This window comes from Oscillochloris sp. ZM17-4 (assembly GCF_019599295.1).
In the GTDB taxonomy this organism is placed as follows: Bacteria; Chloroflexota; Chloroflexia; order Chloroflexales; family Chloroflexaceae; genus Oscillochloris.
Window position 1 is genome coordinate 44,084 of sequence record NZ_JAIEWN010000012.1, and the last position, 22,953, is coordinate 67,036.

26 protein-coding genes, 1 pseudogene and 1 riboswitch are annotated in these 22,953 nt (G+C 67.6%); of the genes and pseudogenes, 11 read left to right on the forward strand and 16 right to left on the reverse strand.

Going from position 1 to position 22,953, the window contains the following annotated elements; translation table 11 throughout:
- Window positions 1-75 precede the first annotated feature (75 nt).
- From cobT to K2Z83_RS11195, 8 genes are all read right to left on the reverse strand, one after another.
- A complete protein-coding gene (cobT, locus tag K2Z83_RS11160; protein WP_220595262.1) occupies window positions 76-1,131 on the reverse strand; it encodes a nicotinate-nucleotide--dimethylbenzimidazole phosphoribosyltransferase in 1,056 nt (351 codons plus the stop codon).
- A gap of 45 nt (window positions 1,132-1,176) precedes the next feature.
- Window positions 1,177-2,640 (reverse strand): cobyrinate a,c-diamide synthase, encoded by a 1,464-nt coding sequence (locus K2Z83_RS11165; RefSeq protein ID WP_220595263.1) that lies wholly within the window; start codon window positions 2,638-2,640, stop codon window positions 1,177-1,179.
- Entirely contained in the window at window positions 2,637-3,557 is a 921-nt protein-coding gene (cbiB, locus tag K2Z83_RS11170) for an adenosylcobinamide-phosphate synthase CbiB (protein ID WP_220595264.1), read from the reverse strand. Before cbiB ends, K2Z83_RS11165 begins: the two co-directional genes overlap by 4 nt.
- A gap of 3 nt (window positions 3,558-3,560) precedes the next feature.
- Complete coding sequence (gene cobO, locus K2Z83_RS11175) at window positions 3,561-4,118, reverse strand: cob(I)yrinic acid a,c-diamide adenosyltransferase (protein ID WP_220595265.1); 558 nt, start codon at window positions 4,116-4,118, stop codon at window positions 3,561-3,563.
- A gap of 153 nt (window positions 4,119-4,271) precedes the next feature.
- A complete protein-coding gene (locus K2Z83_RS11180) occupies window positions 4,272-5,072 on the reverse strand; it encodes an ABC transporter ATP-binding protein (RefSeq protein WP_220595266.1) in 801 nt (266 codons plus the stop codon).
- Between the two features lie 59 nt (window positions 5,073-5,131).
- Window positions 5,132-6,136 (reverse strand): FecCD family ABC transporter permease, encoded by a 1,005-nt coding sequence (locus K2Z83_RS11185; protein WP_370650144.1) that lies wholly within the window; start codon window positions 6,134-6,136, stop codon window positions 5,132-5,134.
- A complete protein-coding gene (locus tag K2Z83_RS11190) occupies window positions 6,133-7,107 on the reverse strand; it encodes an ABC transporter substrate-binding protein (protein ID WP_220595267.1) in 975 nt (324 codons plus the stop codon). The genes K2Z83_RS11185 and K2Z83_RS11190 overlap by 4 nt, the downstream gene beginning before the upstream one ends.
- Before the next feature lie 150 nt (window positions 7,108-7,257).
- A riboswitch (cobalamin riboswitch) is annotated at window positions 7,258-7,409 on the reverse strand.
- A 257-nt stretch (window positions 7,410-7,666) separates the two neighbouring features.
- On the reverse strand, window positions 7,667-7,984 hold the full coding sequence (locus tag K2Z83_RS11195) for a metal-sulfur cluster assembly factor (RefSeq protein WP_220595268.1): 318 nt from the start codon (window positions 7,982-7,984) through the stop codon (window positions 7,667-7,669).
- A gap of 119 nt (window positions 7,985-8,103) precedes the next feature.
- On the opposite strand from K2Z83_RS11195, the gene K2Z83_RS11200 reads away from it, so the two are divergent.
- Window positions 8,104-9,747, forward strand: coding sequence for an aspartate:alanine exchanger family transporter (locus K2Z83_RS11200; RefSeq protein ID WP_220595269.1), 1,644 nt, complete (start codon window positions 8,104-8,106; stop codon window positions 9,745-9,747).
- Between the two features lie 273 nt (window positions 9,748-10,020).
- Here the strand turns inward: K2Z83_RS11200 and K2Z83_RS11205 are convergent, their stop codons facing one another.
- Window positions 10,021-10,977, reverse strand: a complete 957-nt coding sequence (locus K2Z83_RS11205) for a tyrosine-type recombinase/integrase (protein WP_220595270.1) — start codon at window positions 10,975-10,977, stop codon at window positions 10,021-10,023.
- A 158-nt stretch (window positions 10,978-11,135) separates the two neighbouring features.
- Between K2Z83_RS11205 and K2Z83_RS11210 the strand changes: the two genes are divergently transcribed.
- The 10 genes from K2Z83_RS11210 (at window position 11,136) to K2Z83_RS11255 (ending at window position 18,875) form a co-directional block, all read left to right on the forward strand.
- The gene (locus tag K2Z83_RS11210; RefSeq protein WP_220595271.1) at window positions 11,136-11,525 is read left to right on the forward strand and encodes a hypothetical protein; all 390 of its coding nucleotides are present in this window, start codon (window positions 11,136-11,138) and stop codon (window positions 11,523-11,525) included.
- Window positions 11,500-11,826: a hypothetical protein gene (locus K2Z83_RS11215; RefSeq protein WP_220595272.1), complete on the forward strand. Its 327-nt coding sequence runs from the start codon at window positions 11,500-11,502 to the stop codon at window positions 11,824-11,826. Before K2Z83_RS11210 ends, K2Z83_RS11215 begins: the two co-directional genes overlap by 26 nt.
- Window positions 11,827-12,488: 662 nt before the next feature.
- On the forward strand, window positions 12,489-13,082 hold the full coding sequence (locus K2Z83_RS11220) for a hypothetical protein (RefSeq protein ID WP_220595273.1): 594 nt from the start codon (window positions 12,489-12,491) through the stop codon (window positions 13,080-13,082).
- A 46-nt stretch (window positions 13,083-13,128) separates the two neighbouring features.
- Window positions 13,129-13,836 carry an ATP-binding protein gene (locus K2Z83_RS11225; RefSeq protein WP_220595274.1) on the forward strand — a complete coding sequence of 236 codons (708 nt, stop codon included), beginning with the start codon at window positions 13,129-13,131 and terminating at the stop codon, window positions 13,834-13,836.
- A gap of 62 nt (window positions 13,837-13,898) precedes the next feature.
- The gene (locus K2Z83_RS11230) at window positions 13,899-14,171 is read left to right on the forward strand and encodes a hypothetical protein (protein WP_220595275.1); all 273 of its coding nucleotides are present in this window, start codon (window positions 13,899-13,901) and stop codon (window positions 14,169-14,171) included.
- A 147-nt stretch (window positions 14,172-14,318) separates the two neighbouring features.
- Window positions 14,319-15,173, forward strand: coding sequence for a hypothetical protein (locus tag K2Z83_RS11235; RefSeq protein ID WP_220595276.1), 855 nt, complete (start codon window positions 14,319-14,321; stop codon window positions 15,171-15,173).
- Window positions 15,170-16,282: a hypothetical protein gene (locus K2Z83_RS11240; RefSeq protein WP_220595277.1), complete on the forward strand. Its 1,113-nt coding sequence runs from the start codon at window positions 15,170-15,172 to the stop codon at window positions 16,280-16,282. Before K2Z83_RS11235 ends, K2Z83_RS11240 begins: the two co-directional genes overlap by 4 nt.
- A 144-nt stretch (window positions 16,283-16,426) precedes the next feature.
- Complete coding sequence (locus tag K2Z83_RS11245; RefSeq protein ID WP_220595278.1) at window positions 16,427-16,723, forward strand: hypothetical protein; 297 nt, start codon at window positions 16,427-16,429, stop codon at window positions 16,721-16,723.
- Window positions 16,724-16,875: 152 nt separating this feature from the next.
- Window positions 16,876-17,418: a hypothetical protein gene (locus K2Z83_RS11250; RefSeq protein WP_220595279.1), complete on the forward strand. Its 543-nt coding sequence runs from the start codon at window positions 16,876-16,878 to the stop codon at window positions 17,416-17,418.
- A 305-nt stretch (window positions 17,419-17,723) separates the two neighbouring features.
- Window positions 17,724-18,875, forward strand: coding sequence for a type IV secretory system conjugative DNA transfer family protein (locus tag K2Z83_RS11255; RefSeq protein WP_220595280.1), 1,152 nt, complete (start codon window positions 17,724-17,726; stop codon window positions 18,873-18,875).
- On the opposite strand, the pseudogene K2Z83_RS29885 reads toward K2Z83_RS11255, so the two are convergent.
- The 7 genes and pseudogenes from K2Z83_RS29885 to K2Z83_RS11290 form a co-directional block, all read right to left on the reverse strand.
- Window positions 18,872-18,940: pseudogene (locus K2Z83_RS29885) on the reverse strand (hypothetical protein); the annotation flags it as partial. The gene K2Z83_RS11255 and the pseudogene K2Z83_RS29885 sit on opposite strands and share 4 nt — an antisense overlap.
- A 6-nt stretch (window positions 18,941-18,946) precedes the next feature.
- Window positions 18,947-19,300, reverse strand: a complete 354-nt coding sequence (locus K2Z83_RS11265; RefSeq protein ID WP_220595281.1) for a hypothetical protein — start codon at window positions 19,298-19,300, stop codon at window positions 18,947-18,949.
- Between the two features lie 9 nt (window positions 19,301-19,309).
- A complete protein-coding gene (locus tag K2Z83_RS11270) occupies window positions 19,310-20,068 on the reverse strand; it encodes a hypothetical protein (protein ID WP_220595282.1) in 759 nt (252 codons plus the stop codon).
- Window positions 20,068-20,469, reverse strand: a complete 402-nt coding sequence (locus K2Z83_RS11275; RefSeq protein ID WP_220595283.1) for a hypothetical protein — start codon at window positions 20,467-20,469, stop codon at window positions 20,068-20,070. The genes K2Z83_RS11270 and K2Z83_RS11275 overlap by 1 nt, the downstream gene beginning before the upstream one ends.
- A 9-nt stretch (window positions 20,470-20,478) precedes the next feature.
- Window positions 20,479-21,603, reverse strand: a complete 1,125-nt coding sequence (locus tag K2Z83_RS11280; protein ID WP_220595284.1) for a discoidin domain-containing protein — start codon at window positions 21,601-21,603, stop codon at window positions 20,479-20,481.
- 10 nt (window positions 21,604-21,613) lie between these two features.
- On the reverse strand, window positions 21,614-22,156 hold the full coding sequence (locus K2Z83_RS11285; RefSeq protein ID WP_220595285.1) for a hypothetical protein: 543 nt from the start codon (window positions 22,154-22,156) through the stop codon (window positions 21,614-21,616).
- Between the two features lie 17 nt (window positions 22,157-22,173).
- Complete coding sequence (locus K2Z83_RS11290) at window positions 22,174-22,950, reverse strand: hypothetical protein (RefSeq protein WP_220595286.1); 777 nt, start codon at window positions 22,948-22,950, stop codon at window positions 22,174-22,176.
- Window positions 22,951-22,953: the final 3 nt, after the last annotated feature.

Sequence of the window (22,953 nt, forward strand, 5' to 3'; positions counted from 1 at the left end):
GATTCCTTTGTATCGAGGTCGCGCGGCGAAGCCGCGCGACCTCGATACAATCTGGCTTGGGGCGTAGCCCTAACGCTACTCCTTGTCGGCGACCCCGGCCTCGCCGAAGGTCGCCATCTCGTCCAGGGCCTTGCAGGCGGCCTGCACCAGCGAGATGCCCAGCACCGCGCCGGTGCCCTCGCCGAGGCGCATGCCCAGGTCGAAGAGCGGCTCCAGATCGAGGCGGGCGAAGACGGCCTGGTGGCCGCGCTCGACCGAGCGGTGGGTGGCGATCAGATAGGGCTGCGCGGCGGGGGCCAGGGCGCAGGCGATCAGGGCGGCCGCCCCCGAGATGAAGCCGTCGATCATCACCGGCACGCGCCGGGCGGCCGCGCCGATCATCAGCCCGGCCATGCCGCCGATCTCAAAGCCGCCGACCTTCGCCAGCACGTCGAGGGCGTCGGCCGGGTTGGGCCTGTGGAGCGCCAGCGCGGCCTCGATTAGGGCGACCTTGCGGCGCAGCCCGGCGTCGTCGACCCCGGCGCCGCGCCCGGTGACCTCGCCGACCGGCAGGCCGGTCAGCGTGGCGACGATCGCGCTCGACGGCGTGGTGTTGCCGATGCCCATCTCGCCGGTGGCCAGGATGTCGCACCCGGCGTCGATCATCATCGTGGCGACCTCGATGCCGACCTCGACCGCAGCCTGAGCCTGCGCGCGGCTCATCGCCGGCTCGGCGCTGAGGTCGGCGGTGCCGAGGGCGAGCTTACGGGAGATCAGGTCGGGGTGGGCCGGCAGGTCGGCGGCGACGCCGATATCGACCACCGCCACCTGGGCGCCGACGTGGCGCGATAGGGCGTTGATCGCCGCGCCGCCGGCCAGGAAGTTCATCACCATCTGCGGCGTCACCTCGGGCGGGAAGGGGCTGACCCCCTGGCGGGCGACGCCGTGGTCGGCGGCCATCACCACCACGGCGGGCTTGCGCAGGCGTGGCCGGGGCGCGCCGGTGATCCCGGCGACCTGGACCGACAGGGTCTCCAGCCGGCCGAGGGCACCCTGCGGCTTCGTCAGCTGATCTTGGCGGTCGGATGCGGCGATCATCGCGGCAGCGTCGAGCGGCCGGATCTGGGCGATCGTGTCGGTGAGCAGAGTCATGGAAGATCTCCTGTTGGGGCGCAGCAGCGCCGTGCTGCTGCGCCCTTACGATGATGATGCCCCAGCTGCGGCGACGAAGCGCGCCGCCAGCTCGGGGCGGGACAGGAAGTGCAGATGGACATAGGAGGCCAGGACGCTGCCGCGATGCGCGCCCTCGGGGGATGGCTCGGGCCGCATGGCGTCGGGCAGGCGCTGGTAGAGCCAGGGCAGCCCCTCCGGCCGAGCCTCCCAGACCGAGTAGTGAAACTCGTGGCCGCGCACGGCCTCGCCCGCCCGCCAGAGCCAGCTGTCGGCCTGGGCCCGCACGGTGCGGTAGCCCAGGGTGAGCCGCCCGGTCATCGCCGAGCGGCCGGGGAGCAGGCCGGCCAGCGGGTGCGCCTGGCCCTCGGCATCGACGACCGCCTCGGTCAGGTACATCAGGCCGCCGCACTCGGCGTAGATCGGCAGCCCGGCGGCGGCGGCGGCGCGCAGCGACTCCAGCAGGGGCCGGTTGGCGCTGAGCTGCGTGGCGTACAGCTCGGGGAATCCGCCGCAGAGGTAGACCGCCCCCGCGCCCTCGGGCAGCGCGCCATCGCGCAGCGGGCTGAAGAAGGCGATCCGCGCGCCCGCCGCGCGCAGCAGGTCGAGGTTGTCCTCGTAGATGAAGCTGAACGCCTCGTCGAGGGCCACGGCGATCAGCGGCTGGCCGCCGTTGGGGTGTCGGGTCGCCACAGCCGCCCCCACGTTTTCTTTCTGATAGGTTTGGGCGGCGAAGCCGCCCAAACCTATCAGAAAGTGGTTCTGGGGCACAGCCTCAGGCATAGGGGGCGCGCTGCGGGCGACCTCCAGCAGGCGATCCAGGTCGACGCCGGCCTCGACGCGGGCGCGCACCGCGTCGAGCCACGCCTGCCAGCGGCCCGGCTCGGCGGTGGGCACCAGGCCGAGGTGGCGCTCGGGCAGCGTGATCGCCTCCTCGCGCATCAGCGCGCCCAGCACCGGCAGGCCGACGCCATCCTTAATCGCCCGCGTCACCATCTCGGCGTGGCGCGGGCCGCCGACATTGTTGAGGATCACGCCGGCCACGCGCAGGCGCGGGTCGAAGTCGCGCAGCCCGGCGACGAGCGCCGCCGCCGTGCGGGCCATGGCCCGCACATCGAGCACGATCACCACCGGCGTGTCGGTCAGGCGGGCGATATGCGCGCTGCTGCCGGCGTCGTCGTCGCCGGCGTAGCCGTCGAAGAGTCCCATCACGCCCTCGATCAGGGCCAGGTCGGCCCCCTCGGCGCGGCGGGCCAGCATCGGGGCGATCTGCTCGGGCGGCACCATCCAGGCGTCGAGGTTCGCGCATGGCCGACCGGCGGCCAGCGCGTGGTAGCTGGGGTCGATGTAGTCGGGGCCGCACTTGAAGGGCGCGACCGCGAGGCCGCGCGCGGCCAGGGCCGCGATGATCCCGGCCGTGATCGTGGTCTTGCCGCTGCCGCTCATCGGCGCGGCGAGCAGCAGGCGAGGCAGGGCAGACCGCTCGCTCATGATGCGCCCCCTGAGAGAGCGACGGCCCCCAGGCCGACGACGAGCAGCGCCACGGCGGCCCGCGCCACCGCCCGCGCCTCGGCGACCATCGCCGCGTCGGCGGCCCGCGCGCCGTCGCCCAGCGTGTAGTGCTCGCGCTTGGTGAGTGTGGTGTCCAGCGCGCCGGCCATCGCGGCCATCGGCCAGCCGGCGTTGGGCGATGCGGTGCGCCCGTGGTCGCGCCACGTGCCGCGCCCGGCCTGCGCGCCACGGCCACAGACGATCTGCGCCGCCAGGGCGAGCAGCGCCGCCGTCAGCCGGGCCGGCGCGAGGTTGAGCAGGTCATCGAGGCGGGCCGCCGGCTTGCCCAGGTGCTCGTAGCGCTCGCTGCGGTAGCCCCACATCGCGTCGGCGGTGTTGCTCAGGCGGTAGGCCGCCAGCCCCGGCAGGCCGCCGGCGAGGTAGGCCAGCGCCGGGGCCACCAGGCTATCGGAGAGGTTCTCGGCCAGCGACTCGATCGCCGCCGCCGCCACCTCATCGGCGCTCAGCTCGCCCGTGGGCCGGCTCACCAGGTGCCAGCCGAGCAGCCGCCGCGCCTCGGCCAGGTCGTCCCGCTCCAGGGCGGCCTGCACCTCGCCGACGGCGCGGTCCAGCCCCCGGTAGGCCAGCAGGGCCGAGGCCAGCACGCCCTGGGCCAGCGGGTGGCGCGGGGCAAGCCCGGCCAGCGCGCCCGCGCCGCCCGCGCCGAGGCCCAGCCAGGCCGCGCCCCACGCCAGGCGCGCCCGGTCGCCCGCCGGGGCCAGCCGCTCGCCCAGGCCCATCCAGCGGCCCATCCAGACCACCGGGTGCCATGCGTTCGGCGGGTCGCCCAGCAGCGCGTCGGCGGCCAGAGCGATGAGCAGCGCCAGGGCGCGGGCGCGGAGCGTTCTTTGGCGCATGGGCTAGTACTCCACGCCCTTCTGCGCCCGGACGCCCTGCTCGCGGAAGGGGTGCTTGACCTCGCGCATCTCCGTCACCAGGTCGGCGAAGTCGATCAGCGCGTCAGGAGCGTCGCGCCCGGTGATAATCAGGTGCAGCATCGGCGGCTTGTGCGCGCGCAGCCAGGCCACCACCTCAGCCGCATCGAGCCAGCCGTAGTGCATCACATACGTGAACTCGTCCATCAGGAAGACATCGTAGTCGCCGCTGAGAATCTTCTGCTTGCACAGCTCCCAGCCGTGTAGCGCCTTGGCCTGGGTCTCGTCCATATCGCGGCTCATCCAGGTGAAGCCGTCGCCCACCGGGGTCAGCTCGATGCCCATGCGCGCGAAGGCGCGCAGCTCGCCGAAGCTGGCGTTCTCGTGCTTGAAGAACTGCACCCCGCCGATCCGCATGTCGCGGCCCCATGCCCGGGTGAGCAGGCCGATGGCGGCGGTGGTCTTGCCCTTGCCGTTGCCGGTGTTGACGATCACCAGCCCCTTCTTGATGCGCTTCGCCCGCGCGGGCGAGTCTTCAGCCATAAGAGAATCTCCCTTGATGTTTCGTCTGCTGCCGATGTGCGAGCGAAGCTCGCACATCGGCAGCAGACGATTGGCTTGAGGGCGCAGCCCTCATCAGCCATATATCTGGTGGACATGCCAGCGAAGCTGGCATGTCCACCAGATATATGATCATCACTCCCCGCGCAGCGGGGTGATCAGCGGCGTGCCGTCGAGCGGGTGGCGGCAGACCGCCACCGGCACGCCGTAGGTCGCGCCGATCAGCTCGGCGGTGAGCACCTCATCGGGCGCGCCGACGGCCACCACGCGGCCGCCGGCGAGCAGGGCCAGCCGGTCGGCCACGCCGGCGGCCTGGTTCAGGTCGTGCAGGGTGATCACGACGGCCAGCCCGTCCTCGTGGGCCAGCCGGCGGGCCATGCCGAGGATGGCCGCCTGGTACTTGAGGTCGAGGGCGGCGGTGGGCTCATCGAGCAGGAGCACGCGCGGCTGCTGGGCCAGGGCGCGGGCCAGGATGGCCCGGCGCTGCTCGCCGCCGGAGAGCTCGGTCACCTGACGCTCGCGCATCGCCCCCAGGCCGGTGCGCTCCAGGGCCGCCTGCACGGCGGCGCGGTCGTCGGGGGCGAGGGGAAGCAGCCAGCCCCGGTGGGGCGCGCGGCCCAGCCCGACGAACTGCTCGACGGTGAGCGGCCAGAGCTCGGCGCCCTGCGGGGCCAGGGCCATGCGCCGGGCCAGCGGGCGCGGGCGCAGCCGCCAGATGTCCTGCCCCTCCAGGCTGACGGCGCCGCCGAGCGGGCGCAGCAGGCGGGCCAGGGCGCGCAGCAGGGTGGTCTTCCCGGCGCCGTTCGGCCCGATCAGGGCCAGCACCTCGCCCGGCCGGGCCTGGAGCTGCACCCCGTCGAGCACAGCCCGCCCGCCCAGATCGCAGCGCAGATCCGTGGCCGCGAGCGAGCCCGCCGCGTGATCTGGCGATAGCATCTCCTGATGCGGTCGCGGGCGCGAAGCGCCCGCGACCGCATCAGGAGATAATGGTATCTTCATCGCGCGCCTCCCCAGCCGAGCATCCAGAGGAAGAACGGCCCGCCGAGCAGCGCGGTCAGCACGCCCACCGGCAGCTCCAGCGGGGCCATCACCGTGCGTGCGGCGCTGTCGGCGAGCACCAGCAGCAGCGCGCCGACCAGGGCGCTGGCCGGGATGAGCCGGGCGTGGCCGGAGCCGCAGAACAGCCGCGCGATGTGGGGCGCGGCCAGGCCGATGAAGCCGATCAGGCCGCCCGCCGCCACCGCCGCCGCCGTGGTCAGGCTGGCCGCCGCCACGATCGCCGCCCGCGCCGTGTTCAGCGGCAGGCCGAGGCTGCGCGCCACCTCCTCGCCGCCGGTCAGGGCGTCGAGGGGGCGGGCCAGCAGCCAGAGCGCGGCCAGGCCGACCAGCAGCGCCGGCCCGCTCATGGCCAGGGCCGGCCAGCTGCGCCCCGAGAGCCCGCCCAGCAGCCAGGAGAAGATCTCGTGGAGGTCGCGGTCGCTGATCAGCATCAGCAGCGAGACGATCGCCGAGAGCACGGTGCTGAGCGAGGCCCCGGCCAGCAGCAGCGCGGTGGCCGAGCTGGCCCGGCTGGCCATCGTGATCCCGTAGACCAGCATGACGGCGGCCATCGCGCCGATGAAGGCCGCCGCCGGCACGCCCACCCCGCCGATCCGCCCGATGATCGCCAGGGTCGCCCCCAGCGCCGCGCCCCCCGAGGCCCCGATCACAAACGGGTCGGCCAGGGGGGTGCGGAACATGCCCTGGAAGGCCGCCCCGGAGCCGGCCAGCCCCGCGCCCACCACGGCGGCCAGCAGCACGCGGGCCAGCCGCAGGTCCCAGACGATCGTCACCGCCGTGGCGCGGACGTCGGGGCTGTCGGGCGCCAGCAGCGCCCGCGCGACCTCACCCGGGCTCAGCCAGACCGCGCCCAGCCCCAGGCTGAGCGTGCCGGCGGCGGCCAGCCCGATCAGCAGGGAGGGCGCCCATACCATCGGGCTCAGGCGGATCCGGCTGATCACTTCGGCTGCTCCGGGTAGAGCGCGGCCGCCATAGCCTCCAGGGCGTCGGCCAGGCGCGGGCCGGCCCGCGAGACCATGTTGCCGTCGATCAGGTAGATCCGGCCCGCGCGCACGGCGCCGATGTTCTCCCAGCCCGGCCGCGCGGCCACCTGCTCGGCGGTCAGCTTATCGCCGTGCGAGCTTGGCCCCAGGATCACCGCCGGGTCGCGGTCGATGACCGCCTCGGCGCTCACCTGCGGGTAGTCCTCCGTCGCATCGGCGAAGATGCTGGCCGCGCCCGTCAGGCCGATCATCTGGCCGATGAAGGTGCCCGGCCCGGCGCTCATCAGCGGCTCGTCGAACACCTCGTAGAAGACGGTCGGCCGCTGCTCGGCCGGGATGCCCGCCACCGTCGCCTCGACCTTGGCGACCCGCTCGCGCATGGTCGTCACCACCGCCTCGGCATCCGCCACGTGGCCGGTGACGTAGCCGATCTGCTGGATGTTGCTATAGACATCCTCAAAGGTCTTCGGCTCGAAGATCAGGGTGGGGATGCCCACGGCCGCCAGGGCCTCGGCCACCGGAGCCTGGGCCGCGCTGCCGCCGATCACCAGGTCGGGGCTGAGCGCGACGATCGACTCGACGCTGATCGTCTTGGCCGAGAAGCCGCCGATCTCGGGCAGGGCGTCGGCATCGGGCGGGTAGTCGCAGTAGGATGTGTCGCCCACCACCTGCGGGCCGGCTCCCACGGCGAAGAGGGTCTCGGTGACGGACGGGGCCAGCGAGACGATGCGCTGGGCGGCGGCCGGCAGGCTGACCTGGCGGCCGAGCGCGTCGGTGATCTGGATGCTGGCGGGCGCGGCGGCGGCGGGCTCCGCCGTGGGGGCGGATGTGGGCGCAGCGGCGGGCGGCTGGGCGGCGGGCGCGGCGGCGCAGGCCGCGAGGGCCAGGGCGACAAGGCATGCTGAGATAGCGCGGGTCATGCGGCTCATGGGGGTGCTCCCGTAGATGGCAGATAGAAAAGACGGCAAACAGAAGCCCCAGCCTTCAGAGAAGACTGGGGCGACAGGACTCCGGGCATGCCATCGCAGGGAAGCGACTATGGGGCGCGGGTCATGTTCGTCCTCCTTAGCTCGAGAAGGGGTGAACGGATCGTACGAGGCAGGCTCCCTGGCTTCCGGCGTCCTGATCGGACCACCGGTTACAGTTGCGGCACAGCGCTGGACTCACACCAGCTTCCACCTTTACGCCCTAGCATCCGGGCTTGCGGGTCACCTCGACGATATGAAGTTTGGTAGGTGCAACGGGCGAAGTATACCACACGCGGTCTTGAGGGGCGGGACTTCGGGTGCGGTTTTGGTGAAGCTTTGGTGGCGAGGCCGCCACAAACGCTACCACCATCTCGCCAGAGCCTCCTGTTGTTTTAGCCACAATGGCCAGCTTCGCTGGCCATTGTGGCTAAAACAACGCTGGGCTTGAGGGCGGCAGCCCTACGTCGTGGTGCGCCTGGGGCTGACACCCTGCGAAATCTGAGATCCGACAAACGGCCGCCTAGTAGAAGCCCAGCTCCTCGCGGGCGTCCTCGGACATGAGAGACGGGTTCCAGAAGGGCGTCCAGACCAGAGTGATCTTCACGTCCTCCAGGCCCTTGTAGACATCAGCCAGCGCCATCACCTCGCTGCGGGCCTGGTTGATGATCTGCGGCCCGGCCGGGCATGCCGGGGTGGTCAGGGTCATGTCGATATCCACGACGCGGCCCTCATCCAGCACATCCACCCGGTAGATGAGCCCAAGGTTCACGATATCGAGGCCGATCTCGGGGTCGATGACATTGCCCAAGGCGGCGCGGACCATATCCTCAGTGATCATAGCTCAACCTCATTCTTAACGCTTGGATATCGATATCATGATACCATACACGGCGGTATCCGCGCAGACAAAACCGCCGCCGCGCATCGTCGCGAGGGGGCGCGGAGAGAAGGTGTGTTGTGGTTCAGATCCTTATCGATAACCCGCTGCTGCTGCTGTTCGTCGTCTCGGCCATCGGTTATATCATTGGGCGGATCAAGATCGGCGGCGTGAGCCTGGGCATCGCCGCCGTGCTCTTCGTCGGCCTAGCCTTCGGCGCTCTGGATGAGAAGCTGAAGCTCCCCGATATCGTCTACCTGCTCGGCCTGGTGCTCTTCGTCTACATGATCGGCCTGAGCAGCGGCCCCGGCTTCTTCGCCTCGCTGCGCCGCAAGGGGCTGCGCGATAACCTGCTCGTCGCGGGGGTGATCGTGGTCTGCGTCGCGATCACCTTCGCCGCCCACAGCGTCCTCGGCCTGAGCGGCCCGCTCACCGCCGGACTGTTCGCCGGCAGCCTCACCAACACCCCCGCCCTGGCCGCCGTCCTCGAGCAGCTCAAGAACTCCCCCGCCGCCCAGCTCAGCGACCAGATGCTCGCCGAGCCGGTGGTCGGCTACTCGATCGCCTACCCCATGGGCGTCCTCGGCATGATCCTCAGCATCTACGTGCTCCAGCGGGTCTGGAAGATCGACTACGCCGCCGAGGCCCGCGCCACCCGCGACCTCGGCACCCCCAGCGAGAAGCTGATCAACCGCACGATCCGCGTCACCCAGCCCGCCCTCGCCGGCACCACCGTGGCCGAGGTCGTCGCCCAGACTGGGTGGAACGTGGTGTTCGGCCGGCTCCTCCACGACGGACAGGTCGGCCTGGCCACGAGCGGCTCGCGGCTGGCCATGGGCGACCTGGTGAGCGTGGTGGGCGACCCGGAGGATGTGGAGAAGGTCGTGGCGGCCCTCGGCGTCACCACCAGCGACCCGCTGGAGCTGGACCGGCACACGCTCGACTTCCGGCGCGTCTTTGTCTCGAACCCGCGGGTGGCCGGCAATCCCCTGCGCGAGCTGGCGCTGCCCGAGCGCTTCGGCGCGATCATCACCCGCGTGCGCCGGGGCGATGTGGACCTGCTGCCCCACGGCGATATGGTGCTAGAGCTGGGCGACCGGGTGCGCATCGTCACCCGCCGCGAGAACCTCGACGCGGTGAGCGCCTATTTCGGCGACTCCTACCGCTCCCTGGCCGAGATCGACGTGGTCTCGCTGGGGCTCGGCCTGGCCCTCGGCCTGCTGCTCGGCATGGTGCCCGTCCCCCTGCCCGGCGGCGTCACCTTCCGCCTCGGCTCGGCCGGCGGCCCGCTGCTGGTGGCCCTCTTCCTGGGCTGGCGCGAGCGCACCGGCCCGATCGTCTGGAGCCTGCCCTACAGCGCCAACCTCACCCTGCGCCAGTTCGGCCTGATCCTCTTCCTGGCCGGCGTCGGCACCCGCTCGGGCTACAGCTTTGTCAACACGCTCTCGCAGGGCGGCGGCATCACCATCTTCCTGGCCGGCGCCCTGATCACCTGCGTGGCCGCCCTCTGCATGCTCTTCATCGGCTACAAGCTGTTGAAGATCCCGATGGGTCTGCTGATCGGCATGCTCGCCGGCCTCCAGACCCAGCCCGCCGTCCTCGGCTTCGCCTCCGAGCAGGCCGGCAACGATCTGCCGAACGTCGGCTACGCCACCGTCTACCCGATCGCCACCATCGGCAAGATCTTCGCGGTCCAGATCATCCTCTCGCTGCTGAGCAGGTAGCCTCACCAAGCTGCGCCGACCACAACAGAAGAGCCGCCCGAAAGGGCGGCTCTTCTTGGGTCTCATGTTTTGCTGGTGGGGAGGGAGATATTCGCTTTCAATCTCTCGAAGAGATTCGCGACCTTCGCCACAGACAAAATATTGGCGGGGAGGGAGAGATTCTTCGTTAGATTTACGCTCCAGTATAGGAAAAACCAGGTGCCCACATTGAACCTACAGATGTTGGTTCAATGTGGGCACCTGGTTTTTTGTTTGCGTTCTTACGTGTACCCGTTACTCAGCGACGTAGGCCGGGAGGCGCTCCACCGCCTCCCGCTTCCGCCGCTCGTCGAGACGCAGGTAAATCTGCGTGGTGTCCAGGCGCTTGTGCCCGAGTAGCACCTGGATCTCATGTAGGTTCGCGTTATGGTAGAGCAGCTGCGAGGCGAAGGTGTGCCGCAACTGGTGGGCGGTGATCGTGATGCCGTATCGCGGCAGCCACACCTTGAAGATGTTCGCGAAGGACTTGTACGTCAGCGGGAGACCGTCCTCACGCTTCCCACAGATCGCCTTGCCCCCAATGCGATCCACCGCTGGCACCTCCAGGTAAATGGCCAGCAGTGCGCTATGGATCGGAATGCTGCGGCTCTTTCCTCCCTTCCCATTACGCACTACCAGACGCCGCTCCTGGAACTGAATATCCTTCCAGACCAGGTCGGACATCTCGGAGAGACGAAGGCCGGTGTAGAGCATCGTCATAATAGCGCGCCGGTTGCGTCGCCAGTACCATACCGTCTCCTCGTCCTGGCCCTGGGGGCTCGCAATCGCCTTCAGGAGCGCATCGAGCTCATCCTGGGTCAATGCCCGCGGTTCGGCCTCCGCCTTACTCGGCCACTGCTGACGCCAGGTCGGGTCATCATCGCGCAACCCCTCGCCCATCGCCCATTTGCAGAAATCGCGGATCACTGAGAGGTGGTTGCCGATTGTGCTCGCCGAGAGCGCACGGTCAGCCATGTCTTCACGATAGCGCCTTACCGCTCGCTCGTCCAGGTCGCTGAGGTCGGCATCCTCCCCAATCCAGTTGGCGACGGACTGGATCGTTCGCACATACTTGTCCCGACCACGCGGACGCCGATCATCACCCCGCAACCATCGGGAGTAGTGCGGGATGAGATCTGTGATGCGCGTCGAAGACGTGAGTCCTGGGGTGTGGGAGGGGTGGTTACGCTCAGGCGGAACCATGCGACTCATAGCGAACTCCCTTACGCAGGTGGTGTCTGTTCACGCACCTGCACGCTAACGGCACCGCCCATTGCGGCACCGCTAGCCATGCATGCATACCACAAGCGGATTTTTTTCACCTGTATGGACTATAGTCTGGATCGCTATTTCATAGAAGAGGCATAGCAATGGAATATCTCACCGCCGGCATTCTGACGGGGATGTCCTGTGTCACTCTCGGCTACGCCGCCCTCCTCGACGCTATCCACGACCGCTATACCCCGGATCATATTTGGGTGACCGTCGCCGGGGGGTTTGTCATCGTTGGGGCGGGCCTCTGGCTCTGGCTCTGGCTCGTCCCACCACGCGCTGACCAACAATTCGATGCCTTCTGGCGCTTCGCCTTCCTCACCTGCACGGCCGGCTTCCCAATCATCGCCTGGCAGCTTGGCCAAAACCGCGCCCGCCGGAGCATCAGACGGCGGGACGGTATAAGCCCTGGAACTGGGAAGGCAAGCGGGGGTGAGATTGTAAGTGGAAGCGGAGGCCAGGATGGCGAAGACGCGCGGCGGCCGTGAGGTTGTCGACCTGCTGGTTACGTACCTCGACTGGATTGATGAGGCCAGCAACCTTTCACGAAGTGACGTGCTGTTCGACCCTGAACGGGCCTACGCAGCGCTTGTACGCGTTGGCGACCAGACTGCTGCACTGCGCCAACTGATTCGGCAGCGCCTAGAGCCGATGCTCGAACGTACTGCACGCAATGCCGCTACGGCCGCCCTTCCTGACCGTGTGGCCGCCCTTGAAGCGGAACTCGCCTCGCTCCGGGCACAGCTCGATGGACAGGGGCGGGTCATCCCACTCCGCAAGGTGGAGTGATGATGGACCAATCCATTTTTATCAAGCCGCCCAAGTTCGACCCCGCAGTCTGGCGTCCAGAGGTTCCCTTGCTCGTGATTATGCGCTGCACTGCACCTACATTGCCTAAGCAGCGGCGGCCGGCTAATCCCGCCTCACTCGTCTTTACCTGGCTTGCCTTCCGCTGGTTCACGGCCGCTTACCCTAAGCGACTCAAATTCAGCTCACGGTTGATCGCGAAGTGGATGGGTGCCAGCCAAGATAGTGTCCTCGTCTGGTCGAACCTGCTCGTTGATCGTGGCCTCCTGCTCCGCACCGAGGGCAGTGAAGAGGACAATTGTTTCAAGCGCCCGCAGCCGGTCTATAGCATCCCACTGCAGGAGATCGAGGCCGAGAGTAACCGGCTTTCTTTGGAAATGGTGCTGAAATGGCAGCGTGGGCCGGATGATCCTGAATTACCACCTGAAGCCCAACTCTCACTCGACCTTTCGCATCAGAACGCCGAGGAAAACCCCAGCCATGCCCCTAATTCAGGGCATGGGCATGCCCCTAATTCAGGGCATGGGCATGCCCCTAATTCAGGGCATGGGCATGCCCCTAATTCAGGGCATGGGCATGCCCCTAATTCAGGGCATGCCATGCCCCTAATTAGGGGCACATGGATGGATGGATCGGATTCATGGATGGATGGATCTGCGCGCGCGCCGAAAAAGCGTGGTCGCCCTTCAAAGATCCCGCCCGCCCCCACGGCTGATGTCTACGCTGCCCACCCGACCTGGATCGTCGGCGGGCCACTCCCCGCCCACCCACACGACCTCTGGAAGAACGCCTGTCCCGCACCCACCGCAGCACACGCCGACCAACTCGCCGCCCTCGCCGCCGAGCATGACACCCCTACCAGCGGTAATGGCTGGTACTGGGTCGGTCGGGCCATCCTCGCTGGTCTCCACGCGCAGGAGCAGTTGGGGCATCCGAACTACCTGCGCAACCTGCTGATCCGCTGGCGGGCCGAGGATTCCTACGGCTCGGACCTCCCCCGCTCATCGAAGGAGACTGTCCATGCGCGACCAAAACGAGGCCCGCGACCCACCGGGCCCGCCCGCGGCCGATCGCGGGTGGTTTCAGCAGCGCCCGCAGCGCATCGCGGGGTCGCCCCCACTGGGGCCGCAGCGCCGGGAGATGCCGATCTCTCCCCCGAGCAGATCGCGGACGAGCTCGCCCGCCTTGACGAGCAGGCCCGCATCCAGCTGGAGCAGCGCCGGCGCACCCTCCGCTGACCCTGACTGCTCGGTCTGTCGGGGCGCTGGCCACTACCTCTACGATGTGCCTTACGGCCATCCCCACTTCGGTCAACTCCAGCGCTGCCAATGTCTCGAAGCCGCCCAGGTTGCCGCCCGCCAGGCTGTGCTGGCCACTCGCGCCGCCGCCCTCACCACACAGCTTCAAGCCGAGCTCGGCCGGCTCCAGCACTGCACGCTGGAGAGATTCGACCCGCACCGCCCGCTCCCCGGCAGCGTCGAGTGGGACGGGAAGGCCTATACGCCTGCGGAGCAACGCAAGAGTCTGCTCTGGGCCTACTCGGTCGCCCGCCAATACGAGCCTGTCGAGAGCCTCTACATCCACGGCTCCTACGGCAGTGGCAAGTCACATCTAGCCGCCGGCATTCTCCACTCCCTGGCCGCGCGAGGTGTCGCGGGGCGCTACGGCTCGGCACCCGCCCTCTTACGCCTCGTGCGCCAGGGGTTCCGCGACGGCAGCGCGGATGACCGCCTGGAGGCGCTGATGACGGTTCCCTTGCTGGTCATTGACGACCTGGGCACGGAGCATGAGTCCGGTTGGAGCGAGGCCAGCTTGTTCGACCTGATCAACATTCGCTATCTGAATGACCGCGCCACTATCTTCACGAGCAACGACCCCGTGGAGGCGCACCGCGACGAGCGCATCATCACTCGCATCAATGGCACCGCGCAGATCGTGACCCTGGTTGCTTTCGACCATCGTCGACTCGGCCACGTCGCCGAGAGCGCTTGACCGGCGCACCCACCCGCCACGCCGCGGGTCGGGTGCCCGGGATCAGCTCCAAGGAGGTTCAGATGCCCTATCGTTCGCTGCATATGACCGGCGGCGTCGCCGCCCACCGCGCGCATCTGGCGATGCTCAGCACCCCGCCCAAGAAGCCCCATCGGCCCACACCTATGCCGCCGCCGACTGCCGCCGGGCTGCGCGCCAACGCAACCTCTCTGCGCCGCGAGGCTGACAGCCTGGAGCATGACCTTGACGGCCCGGCTCCGGCGCTACGTAAGCAAGTCGCCGACCTGCGCGCCCTTGCCGATGACCTGGAGGCCCAGGCACTGGCATTGGAATAAGCAAACGGCCCGGCTGCTGACACAGCCGGGCCACCGCAGGCGAACGTCCCGTCTCCTGCGGTGCCGCCATCATACCAAAAAGGAACGTCCCATGCCCGTCAACCAACGGTGGCATAATCCGCCACCACGCCCAGGCGAGGTGGCGCGATGAGCAGCCGCTACCTCGATATGGTGCGCCACCAGCGCCGGCAGCGCGGCGGCTGGCAGTTCACGGCGAAAAGCCTGCTGGCGATCCTCGCCGGCGTCGCGATGATCGGCTCGGCGATCTACTGGTGGGGCGTGCAAAGCCAACTCACCAGCAATGCCATTGTCGCCGTGGCCTTCACCGCCATCCTCGTGCTGGCCCCGCCCAGCTTGACCTCCTTCCTCATCCCCTGGTCGCCCGGTGGCATGCTGCTGCAGAAAATCAACGCCCGCACCTGGGGCTACGGCGTCATTATCGCGGCAGCGGTCTATCTCCTGTACTACTCGTTTGAGATCCAGTACAGCTGGTGGGCGATCCAACCGGTAGTAGCCAATAGCCACCTGATTCTCCAGCAGGTGATCATCGGGATCATCGGTTTTATCATCATCCCGGCCTTGCTCTGGACACCTGTCACCAGCGAGGAACTGGTCGAGCAGGTGCGCCAGGCCCACCTCGTCCGCCGCTATGAGCTCCAGACCCAGGCTGATATCGCCATACTCCGCGCAACGCTCCTGCGGGCGCAGGAGAAGGCACTGATTGGCTTTGCGAACCTGACCGTTCAGGAGAAGGAAGAGCTCGCGTCTGTTATGCGTGGCCTGGTCAGAGGGATCGACACCACCCTGCGCGACATTGGTGAAAGCGTCAAGACCGTCAGCGGGGCAGCTATTCCGTTTGAGAGCCTCGACGATAACGATGACATCCGGGGTTACCTCGACTACATCCACGAATCGCTGACCGACAACGCGCTGCTCCCCCACCGCTCGGCTCGCCCCACATCGGCCTATCCTGCTGCCTACGATGAAAGGATCTCGCGATGACCACGCTGCTCATCGCCGGAGACGCCGGCAACCGCAAGCTGAAGTTTCGGGACGCGGGGGAGAATTGGATCGCCGAGGACGCGTTGGTGCGGCACCCGACCCGCCTCTCGGACGACCTCGGCGGGGCGGCCCTCCGCCCGCTGACCTACCTAGAAGGCCCAGCCGGGATCGATTACGACGAGCGGGGCAAGCCGCGCCGCCGCCCCTTCCTGCTCGGCGTCGATGCCCAGCGGGCCGGCGGCCTCGACCAGGCCCGGATCGGCACCGCCCAGGTGCGGGTGGAGAGCGACGCCTACAAGCTCCAGCACCTGTATATGCTGGCCCGGTCATTGCCGCGCAGTCTGACGCACGACCTGACCGCCGGGCGACGCTGGAAGCCGAAGGATCTGGTCGAGGTGGAGGCCATGTTCGCCGGTGGCCTGCCCGGCGAGGACGCGGTTCACAAGCCGGCACTGCTGGCCTGGCTGCGCGGCAAAAGCGCCCATCGCTTCACCCTGGGTGAGACCGAGTTTCGCATCCGCGTGGCCGGCGCGCTGATCATCCCGCAGCACCTGGCCGCGACCTGCTCGCTCACCTTCAGCGCCACCGGCGCCCCGATCGCCAGCGGGGCGCTGCAGCGCAAGCGGCTGATGCTCGAGTCCGGTGGGGGCACCACCGACTATGGCGGCAGCGTGGGGCTCGATATTATCCCCGGCACCGAGGGCAGCGTGCGCAAGGGGGCCATCGAGATCGCGACGCTCGCCCGCGACTTCATTATGGGCGGCTACCCCGGCCTCCAGCTCAGCGTGCTGGACGTGCTCGCCGCGATGGATCAGGGAGAGCCCACCGTGTTTATCCGCGGCACCCCCACCAGCGTGCGCCGCGAGCTCCAGCAGGCCGCCGACATTGTGGCCACCGCGATCCTCACTGACGTCACCCCGAAGTGGGAGGCACACCTGAGCCAGGCCGAAGTCAATCTTGCCGGCGGCACCGGCCAGTGGATCTTGTCGGTCGTCCAGCGTGAGCTTGGCCAGATCGCCCCGGTGGCCCTGCTCGACGACGCGATCTTCCGGGTCGGCTGGGGGCTGGAGCGGCTGGCTCGCCACCGCATGCAGGCCGCCCAGCGCTAATCCCGCTCGGGAGCGGGATTAAACGAAGTGGCGTTCTAGGCCGTTCTGGTGCCCAAAAACACCGGTCACGAACAAAACAAAACGTTGGACAACTCCACATTTTTCAGTCAATCCCGCTCCCGAGCGGGATTGGAGGACAGCATCATGACAACCCCTGGCGATCCTGAATGGATTCTGCGCCTAGAGGCGGATGACCCGCTCCAGGCGGAGATGATCACCTACCTGCGGGCCATCCGCCGGCGCGGGCGCTACAGCCCGGTGCCGCGCATTCTGGCCCGCTGGGCCACCATCGGCTATCTCTTCGAGAGCGGGCGGGTACCGATCGCTCGCAGCGGCACGCCCATACCAGGCGCAGCGGAGCCCATCGCCCACGATCTAGCGGCGGTACAGCGCGAGATCGCTGCAATCGAAGAGGGTGCATCCGCCTTCGCCTTCGAGTAGCCAGCAATGGCGTTCGAACAGGCGGGAACACCCACATGTCCCGATCACTGACGGAAAATTTCGCGTATACTACTGATGAAAGGGCACCTGCGTGTTCTGCCCATTTCGCCCAAGCTCGCGGATCCGCCTCCCCCACGTTGTGGAGGCGCACCATGTCCGTTAAGAGCCGCGATCCCAATGCACCCACACCCTTGCGATACGAGCCCGGCGGCATCACAGGGTTCGCGATCGGGCTCGTCGGCATGCTGATGAGCACTATCGTTTGGGTTCTCGGCGCGCGCTGGACTGTCGATGGGCTCATCGTGATGTTCAACGCCGTCCTACGATTTCTCAACGCATCGTACCAAGCACCCATCCCGCCACATGTCCTGGTCTATGTGATTCTCTCGCCAATGCCGCTGATCTTCTCGGTCGTGGAGTGGCGGCTGCCGTTTCGCCGCATTAGCGACGAGTGGCAGTTCGCCAAGCCGGGTGCCTGGCTCGTGTGGGGTGGCGTGTTTGCCTTCGACTGGTACACCACGTACCTCGGCCTGGGCGTGGATCCAGGCGAGGGGTCGGTGCGGTTCATGCGCCAGATCGCCGCGAGCACGGTGGTTCGCACGCTCGTCGCGCTTGTACTCACCGCTGGGCCCGAGTGGTTGGCACGGGAAATGTGGGCGCAGCTCCGCTACGTGTTCACCAGTAAGCGAAAGTAGGCCCACAGAGGGAGGTTTCTATGAGCTTGTTGTACCTCATCACACTTGCTGCACAGACCTCCCCTCCTGGGGGCGACTTCGGATTCGAGGATGTGCCCTACCTTATCCTGGCGCTCATACTCGGTGGGGGCATCATTTTTCTCTCCACTACCCGCTGGGATCGGATGGGCCGTGAGGCACGGCAGCGGCGTCGTCCGCCCGCGCCCGAGGCTTCGCCCACGCCCGTCGCGCAGCGGCGTTCGGATCCGCCGCCCCAGGATGACCTCGCGGCCGCGCCAGCCCCTAACCCGCTGCAGATGAGCAGCATGCAGCGGCGGCACATGATCATCATCGGCGCGCCGGGCGACGGCAAGACGCAGACCCAGATCACCTTTATGGTTCGTGATATCGCCCGCGGCGACCAGGTGATCTGGGCATCGACCAACCTAGCGCTCTATCACTCGCGCGACCAGCGCACCGACCTGCGCCCGATCACACACCTGTTCGAGCATACCCGCGACGCGCTGGAGATCATGGCTGTGCTGCTGTGGGCCTCGGCTGAGGTGGATCGGCGCATGTCGTTCTACCACGAGGATATGCCCCACGGCGACCCGGTCGTGATCTACGTGGACGAGCTCGGTGGCCTCTATCGCCGGTTTGGCGACCTGCTCGTCAATGCGATGCGGAACATTGGCGAGCAAGGCCGCAAAGTCGATGTATTTCTGGGCCTCGTCGCCCACAACGCGCTCAAGGAGTCCACTGGCCTGGACATGGCACTCAAGCCGCTCTTCCAGACCCGCCTGCTGGGCAATGTCGACCAGGCCACCTGGACGGCGATGGTCGGCCCGGGCATCAAGCTTCGCGGCGTGCCCGATGGGCGCGGCCTCTGGAATATGCCGGATAGGCGCAACCAGATTCATGAGGTGCAGGTCGCTCGGCCCACCGCCTGGGAGATCACCGACCTCGCCCGGCGCATGCCGCTCCCTGATTGGGAGCCCATCCTGGAACAGGCCGCCCCGTACCTGGAGCGGCTGCGCGCGACGCTAGCAGTCAGCACGAAGAAGGTAACCGAGACCCTGGCGGCCGCAGCCGGCGAGCTAGCCGGCGCGCCAAGCGAGCCCGAGGCACCCGAGCCTACCGAGGTACCCTGGGCACCCAGTGCGCTGCACTTGCAGGTGCGCGAGCTGGTCCAAGCCGCCACACCGGAGATCCACCGCCTTGTGCGGGAGGAGGGACTGAGCCTGGCCAAGGCCCAGGAGCTGACCCAGACCTCTAACCGTGCCCTCGCCCGCCGCCTCGGCTTGGGGAGCGGCGGCGGCGCCGCCTCAATGAAGATTGGCGAAGCGATCAAAGAGTGGGAGGAGAATGGGGGCGTTCGCCTGTTCGACATTCCAGACGCCCCCCCAGCTAGCCGCCCTCGGGCCGTTCCGGAACGGGGCGAACGTGAGGAACGGGGCGAACGCGTGAACGCCGCCTAGTCAAACGGGTCACATCGCACACAGAACGCCCCCGGAGGTGCCTCCAGGGGCGTTCTGCTGCCGTGGAACGCCTACGCCGAGGTGGGCGGCCGCTGCCAGTAGCGATACAAAATTTGCCGAGGTGTGAGGCCGCCGGCGTCCTCAAGCGGCTGGTTCACCTGGCCAAGGAACCAGGTCGCCATAGCCAGGATCGCCTGCGCTCGCTCCTTGGTCAGCTCAGCGCTCCCGCCAACACCGGCACCAGCTTCCGTAGTCGCGATCACGCTGGCCAGGTCATTGGCGTCGGCGATCGTCTCGGCCAGCTCCAGGGCCCGGATGATCGCCTTGGCGTACTCAACGACCCCATTGCATAGCAGCCCCCACTGCGAGAGCGGGTCGAGTTGGTCCAGGCTCGGAATAGAGGCCTCGATAGATAGGTTCGGCATGATGGTTCCTTACGCCAGCGCGTACTGCTGCGCCAGCAGGTTATGGACATTCGCCACCTCGGTGTCCGTCAGCTTGCGATTCCAGTGGATGACCTCGTGCAGCGCGGAATGGTACATGGTAGAAACTGTCAGCGTCTCGGCACTGCCCATCGTCCACGCGCCCCAATTTGCCGTTCCGGTGGTGTCGGGATAGGTACCGATAAAACTCCCATTCATGTCCACCGTCCAGCGCGTGTAGAGGTTCCCACTACCCTCGTCATAGGGAAATGTACGAAACGTGATCACGTTCACCCCAAGCGTGCTCCAGATATACGCGACGACATCAGCATAGCTACCGGCGTTTGGCATGATGATACGTAGCATCTGATAACGGGAATCGAACCGGAGGAAGTTCGTGATGTTCAAAAAGACCCCGCCGGCCCCGACGTAGGCCAACGAACGCATCACCAAGGTCGTTGTCGTATAGCGCGACCCGTTACCAACATTCGTTACTCCGAAAGACGACCCGGGGGGGCCTGCAATGGCGTCAAACCCATTAGAAAGCTGCGGCACACGCCACCACTGCGCACCACCATTTGCAATCCCAAATACCTGCTGGCCGGGAAGCCGCGAGGTCAGGTTCGTCACGAGCTGCGACTGTGAGTTGTACTCACAGTTGACATCGGCGCGCACCCAGAACGCACAATTCGTATCGCCCGAGGGATCGAAGTGTGTGGCGGTCGGCGTGGCCCGCCGCGATGGCTGATAGCGTCGAGGGTAGCCAAACATTAGAAGTCGCCTCCGAAGATCAGGAACGACACCTCTTTGCCGCTGGTCACCGCTACGGCTGGGGCGATGCTGATCGTCACATCGGCCGGTAGAATCAGGCTCGGGTCATTCGGGTCGAGCCACGTAAACCAGTCGGTATCGAGCAGGCTCCAGTTCGTCGTCGGCGTGATTGCCGACGCCGCCGGCAAGGTCACCGTGTCGAGCAGGTAACTCGTCCCGCTGCGCACTAACCATACGGTAAACCGCGCCGCTGCAGTATCAGTTGAGGTGCCGACGACCGCGTGAATACGCGATCCACTTGACCCGGGCGTGAACACCGCCTTGGGGTTGGTGCCGTCGCTGTTGGTGAACTTGGTGAGCGCCACATTGGGTACGGCGACAAACTGCGGTGATGTGGCCATTGCTTTATCCTAGATGAAGGTGTTGAAGAGATAGATCAGGCCACCTGGCCCGCTGTGTGTTCCGCTGCCTGAGCTGCCCCCGCCTGTCTCAATGGTTGGCGCGACACGGAATGAGGCCCGCGGCACCGTCCCGATGGCCGGCGCAGCGTCGAATATCACCGTCTCCACCGTCGCCAGCGCCGCCTCCAGCACCATCTCGATCGCCGACCACTCGTAGCCGTTCCACCGCGACAGCCCGGTGATGCGCCACCACACGTGCGGGTCCTGGGCGGTGAGCGTGAAGAGCACGTTCGACGTGATATTGGTCGCGGCCGTCAGCCAGGTCACATTGTCGTCGGAGTACTCCAGCATGTAGCTAGCCATCCCGCCGAACCCGCCGTTTGTGCTCGCGTAGGCGGCCACCCTGGACACCGCCTTTGCCTCGGGCAGACCCCAGGAAACGACCGGCTGCGTGTTGCCTGACGACCAGTAGGAACCGGTGATAGCGCCGTCCACCAGGCACGACGACGGGCTACTGCCGTAGAAGCCGCCACTGTTGAATCCGTTGGCCGTAGGCGTAATGCCCAGCACCACGTTCTCGTAACTGGCCATCGTGAACGGCACCTCGGTGAGGTTGCCGCCGTCGTCGATATACACCGACAGCGAGCTGGGGATGGCCGGCGCGGGTAGATCGAAGGTCTGGTTCACCCCGTCGACCAGGCCGATGAGCTGGACGGCGGTGAGCCAGTCGCTGCCGCCCCCTCCAGCGATCGTGCCCGGCGCCCAGGTCGAGCCAGTCCACACCAGCGCCTGGCCCACTTCGGGCGCATTGGCCGCGAGCGGTCGGCCCTGCAGGTTGATGGTGTCGCCCCCGCCGCCAGTGATGCGGGCCTTGCCGCCGCCCAGGAACGCCACTGTGCCGGCGTCGAACACCAGCGTGTCGATGTCGGTCAGCGCCGGCACCCCGTCGGGCTCCTCGACGTTCACCGTCCTGACCGCATCGGGGATCCAGCCCGCGGCGATCTGCCCGGCTCCGTCGGCACGTGGGATGCCCGAGGCGGTCGGCGTGGTCTGCACCTCGCTGGCCTCGGTCATGTCCGGGGTCACCACCAGCTCGCCGGTGGTCAGGTCTAGTTGTACGACCTTGCGCGCCATAGCTACCGCCTTAGAGCTTCACGATGTAGCTCATATCGATCTGCACTCGCACCGTGGCTCCGACCTCGACGACGAAGCCCAGACGCTGCACGATGTTGCCCGCCGCGCCGGGAGGCGTCTTGGTCACCCCGCCCGAGGTGCCGGCGCTCAGGAACACCGGCTTGCCCACGTCGGCGGTGGTGAAGCCGCTCAGCGGCACCACCGGGTTGATGCCCCGCGTGAAGACCGAGGCGTTGGCCCCGCTGTTCACCGCCGCGCTCACGTAGCCGTGCGCCGGCTTGGTGTTGTCGGTGGCCAGCGCCTTCTGCACGCGCCGCGAGCCGCTGACGTTGTAGATGTTCACCCAGTCGCCGGCGCTGAGCGCCTCGCTGGCCTGGATCGTCTCCGAGCTGTCGCTGGTGCTCGGGAGGAACGAGCTGTCGAGCTTGCCGTCGGGGCCGGTGCGCAGGATCTTGTCCGCGTCGGTCGCGCCGGTGCTCTGCTGAATTGCGGTCTGCCGGACGATCTCGCCGGTCGTCGTGTCCACGTCGAGGAAATACTGGCCGGAAGGCATGGCGGGCTCCTATGAGGTTACAACCTGAACCGATATTCGTACCTGACCAGCACGCTCACCACCGTGCCCGAGTGGATGGCCGTCACCGTGCCCAGCGGCTGAAGCAGCTGCCCCGCGCCGACGGGCGGTGTCCGGCTGATGCGGCCCGGGGTCGTGCTCAGAAACACGGTGCGCCCCAGGTCGGTCAGCGCGGCGTCTTCCAGGTAGGCGCACACGTTCTCCCCGGTGGGGTAGACCGGCGCGCCCTCGCCCGCGCCCACTGAGGCGGCCACGAAGCCCACCGCAGCGTGGGCGAAGTCGGTGGCGTCGGCCTTGTAGGCCAGCGCCGCGCTGCCCCCACCCACGATCCGCACGAAGTCGCCAGCCTGGAGCGCCTCGCCGGTGGTCACCACCGCGATGTCGGCCTGGGCCAGTCGCGGGTCGTCGCTGCGCACCAGCTTCTGCCCCGAGGTCTCGCCCGCGCTGGCGACCGGCAGCCGGTTGATGTTCACTGTGCCGGTGGTCACCTGGTCGCCGTCGATCTCCAGTGTCTCGGGGTCGATGCCGCCTGCCCCTGGGAAGGTGCTCGGCTTGTTCTTGATCTCCGACCAGTCGACGTACTGGTCGGGGTTCTTGGTCTTGGCCACATACAGCGGCCCCACGCCGTGGACGAACTGGCGCTGGGCGCTGTGGGCGTCCACCTCGGCTGCGGCGGCGTCGCTCGCCTCGCCGGCGACGGCGGCCGCCGCCTCGCTGGCCTGGGTCGCCGATCGCGCCTTCAGCTGATCCGCTAATCGGCGCAGCGCGATGTCCATGTG

Excerpts from the sequence above, each read along its gene's own strand:
- cobT (WP_220595262.1), bottom strand. The coding sequence starts at position 1,131 with ATGACTCTGCTCACCGACACGATCGCCCAGATCCGGCCGCTCGACGCT.
- K2Z83_RS11165 (WP_220595263.1), bottom strand. The coding sequence starts at position 2,640 with ATGAGCGAGCGGTCTGCCCTGCCTCGCCTGCTGCTCGCCGCGCCGATG.
- cbiB (WP_220595264.1), bottom strand. The coding sequence starts at position 3,557 with ATGCGCCAAAGAACGCTCCGCGCCCGCGCCCTGGCGCTGCTCATCGCT.
- cobO (WP_220595265.1), bottom strand. The coding sequence starts at position 4,118 with ATGGCTGAAGACTCGCCCGCGCGGGCGAAGCGCATCAAGAAGGGGCTG.
- K2Z83_RS11180 (WP_220595266.1), bottom strand. The coding sequence starts at position 5,072 with ATGCTATCGCCAGATCACGCGGCGGGCTCGCTCGCGGCCACGGATCTG.
- K2Z83_RS11190 (WP_220595267.1), bottom strand. The coding sequence starts at position 7,107 with ATGAGCCGCATGACCCGCGCTATCTCAGCATGCCTTGTCGCCCTGGCC.
- K2Z83_RS11195 (WP_220595268.1), bottom strand. The coding sequence starts at position 7,984 with ATGATCACTGAGGATATGGTCCGCGCCGCCTTGGGCAATGTCATCGAC.
- K2Z83_RS11205 (WP_220595270.1), bottom strand. The coding sequence starts at position 10,977 with ATGAGTCGCATGGTTCCGCCTGAGCGTAACCACCCCTCCCACACCCCA.
- K2Z83_RS11210 (WP_220595271.1), top strand. The coding sequence starts at position 11,136 with ATGGAATATCTCACCGCCGGCATTCTGACGGGGATGTCCTGTGTCACT.
- K2Z83_RS11215 (WP_220595272.1), top strand. The coding sequence starts at position 11,500 with ATGGCGAAGACGCGCGGCGGCCGTGAGGTTGTCGACCTGCTGGTTACG.
- K2Z83_RS11220 (WP_220595273.1), top strand. The coding sequence starts at position 12,489 with ATGGATGGATCTGCGCGCGCGCCGAAAAAGCGTGGTCGCCCTTCAAAG.
- K2Z83_RS11230 (WP_220595275.1), top strand. The coding sequence starts at position 13,899 with ATGCCCTATCGTTCGCTGCATATGACCGGCGGCGTCGCCGCCCACCGC.
- K2Z83_RS11235 (WP_220595276.1), top strand. The coding sequence starts at position 14,319 with ATGAGCAGCCGCTACCTCGATATGGTGCGCCACCAGCGCCGGCAGCGC.
- K2Z83_RS11240 (WP_220595277.1), top strand. The coding sequence starts at position 15,170 with ATGACCACGCTGCTCATCGCCGGAGACGCCGGCAACCGCAAGCTGAAG.
- K2Z83_RS11245 (WP_220595278.1), top strand. The coding sequence starts at position 16,427 with ATGACAACCCCTGGCGATCCTGAATGGATTCTGCGCCTAGAGGCGGAT.
- K2Z83_RS11250 (WP_220595279.1), top strand. The coding sequence starts at position 16,876 with ATGTCCGTTAAGAGCCGCGATCCCAATGCACCCACACCCTTGCGATAC.
- K2Z83_RS11255 (WP_220595280.1), top strand. The coding sequence starts at position 17,724 with ATGCAGCGGCGGCACATGATCATCATCGGCGCGCCGGGCGACGGCAAG.
- K2Z83_RS11265 (WP_220595281.1), bottom strand. The coding sequence starts at position 19,300 with ATGCCGAACCTATCTATCGAGGCCTCTATTCCGAGCCTGGACCAACTC.
- K2Z83_RS11270 (WP_220595282.1), bottom strand. The coding sequence starts at position 20,068 with ATGTTTGGCTACCCTCGACGCTATCAGCCATCGCGGCGGGCCACGCCG.
- K2Z83_RS11275 (WP_220595283.1), bottom strand. The coding sequence starts at position 20,469 with ATGGCCACATCACCGCAGTTTGTCGCCGTACCCAATGTGGCGCTCACC.
- K2Z83_RS11280 (WP_220595284.1), bottom strand. The coding sequence starts at position 21,603 with ATGGCGCGCAAGGTCGTACAACTAGACCTGACCACCGGCGAGCTGGTG.
- K2Z83_RS11285 (WP_220595285.1), bottom strand. The coding sequence starts at position 22,156 with ATGCCTTCCGGCCAGTATTTCCTCGACGTGGACACGACGACCGGCGAG.
- K2Z83_RS11290 (WP_220595286.1), bottom strand. The coding sequence starts at position 22,950 with ATGGACATCGCGCTGCGCCGATTAGCGGATCAGCTGAAGGCGCGATCG.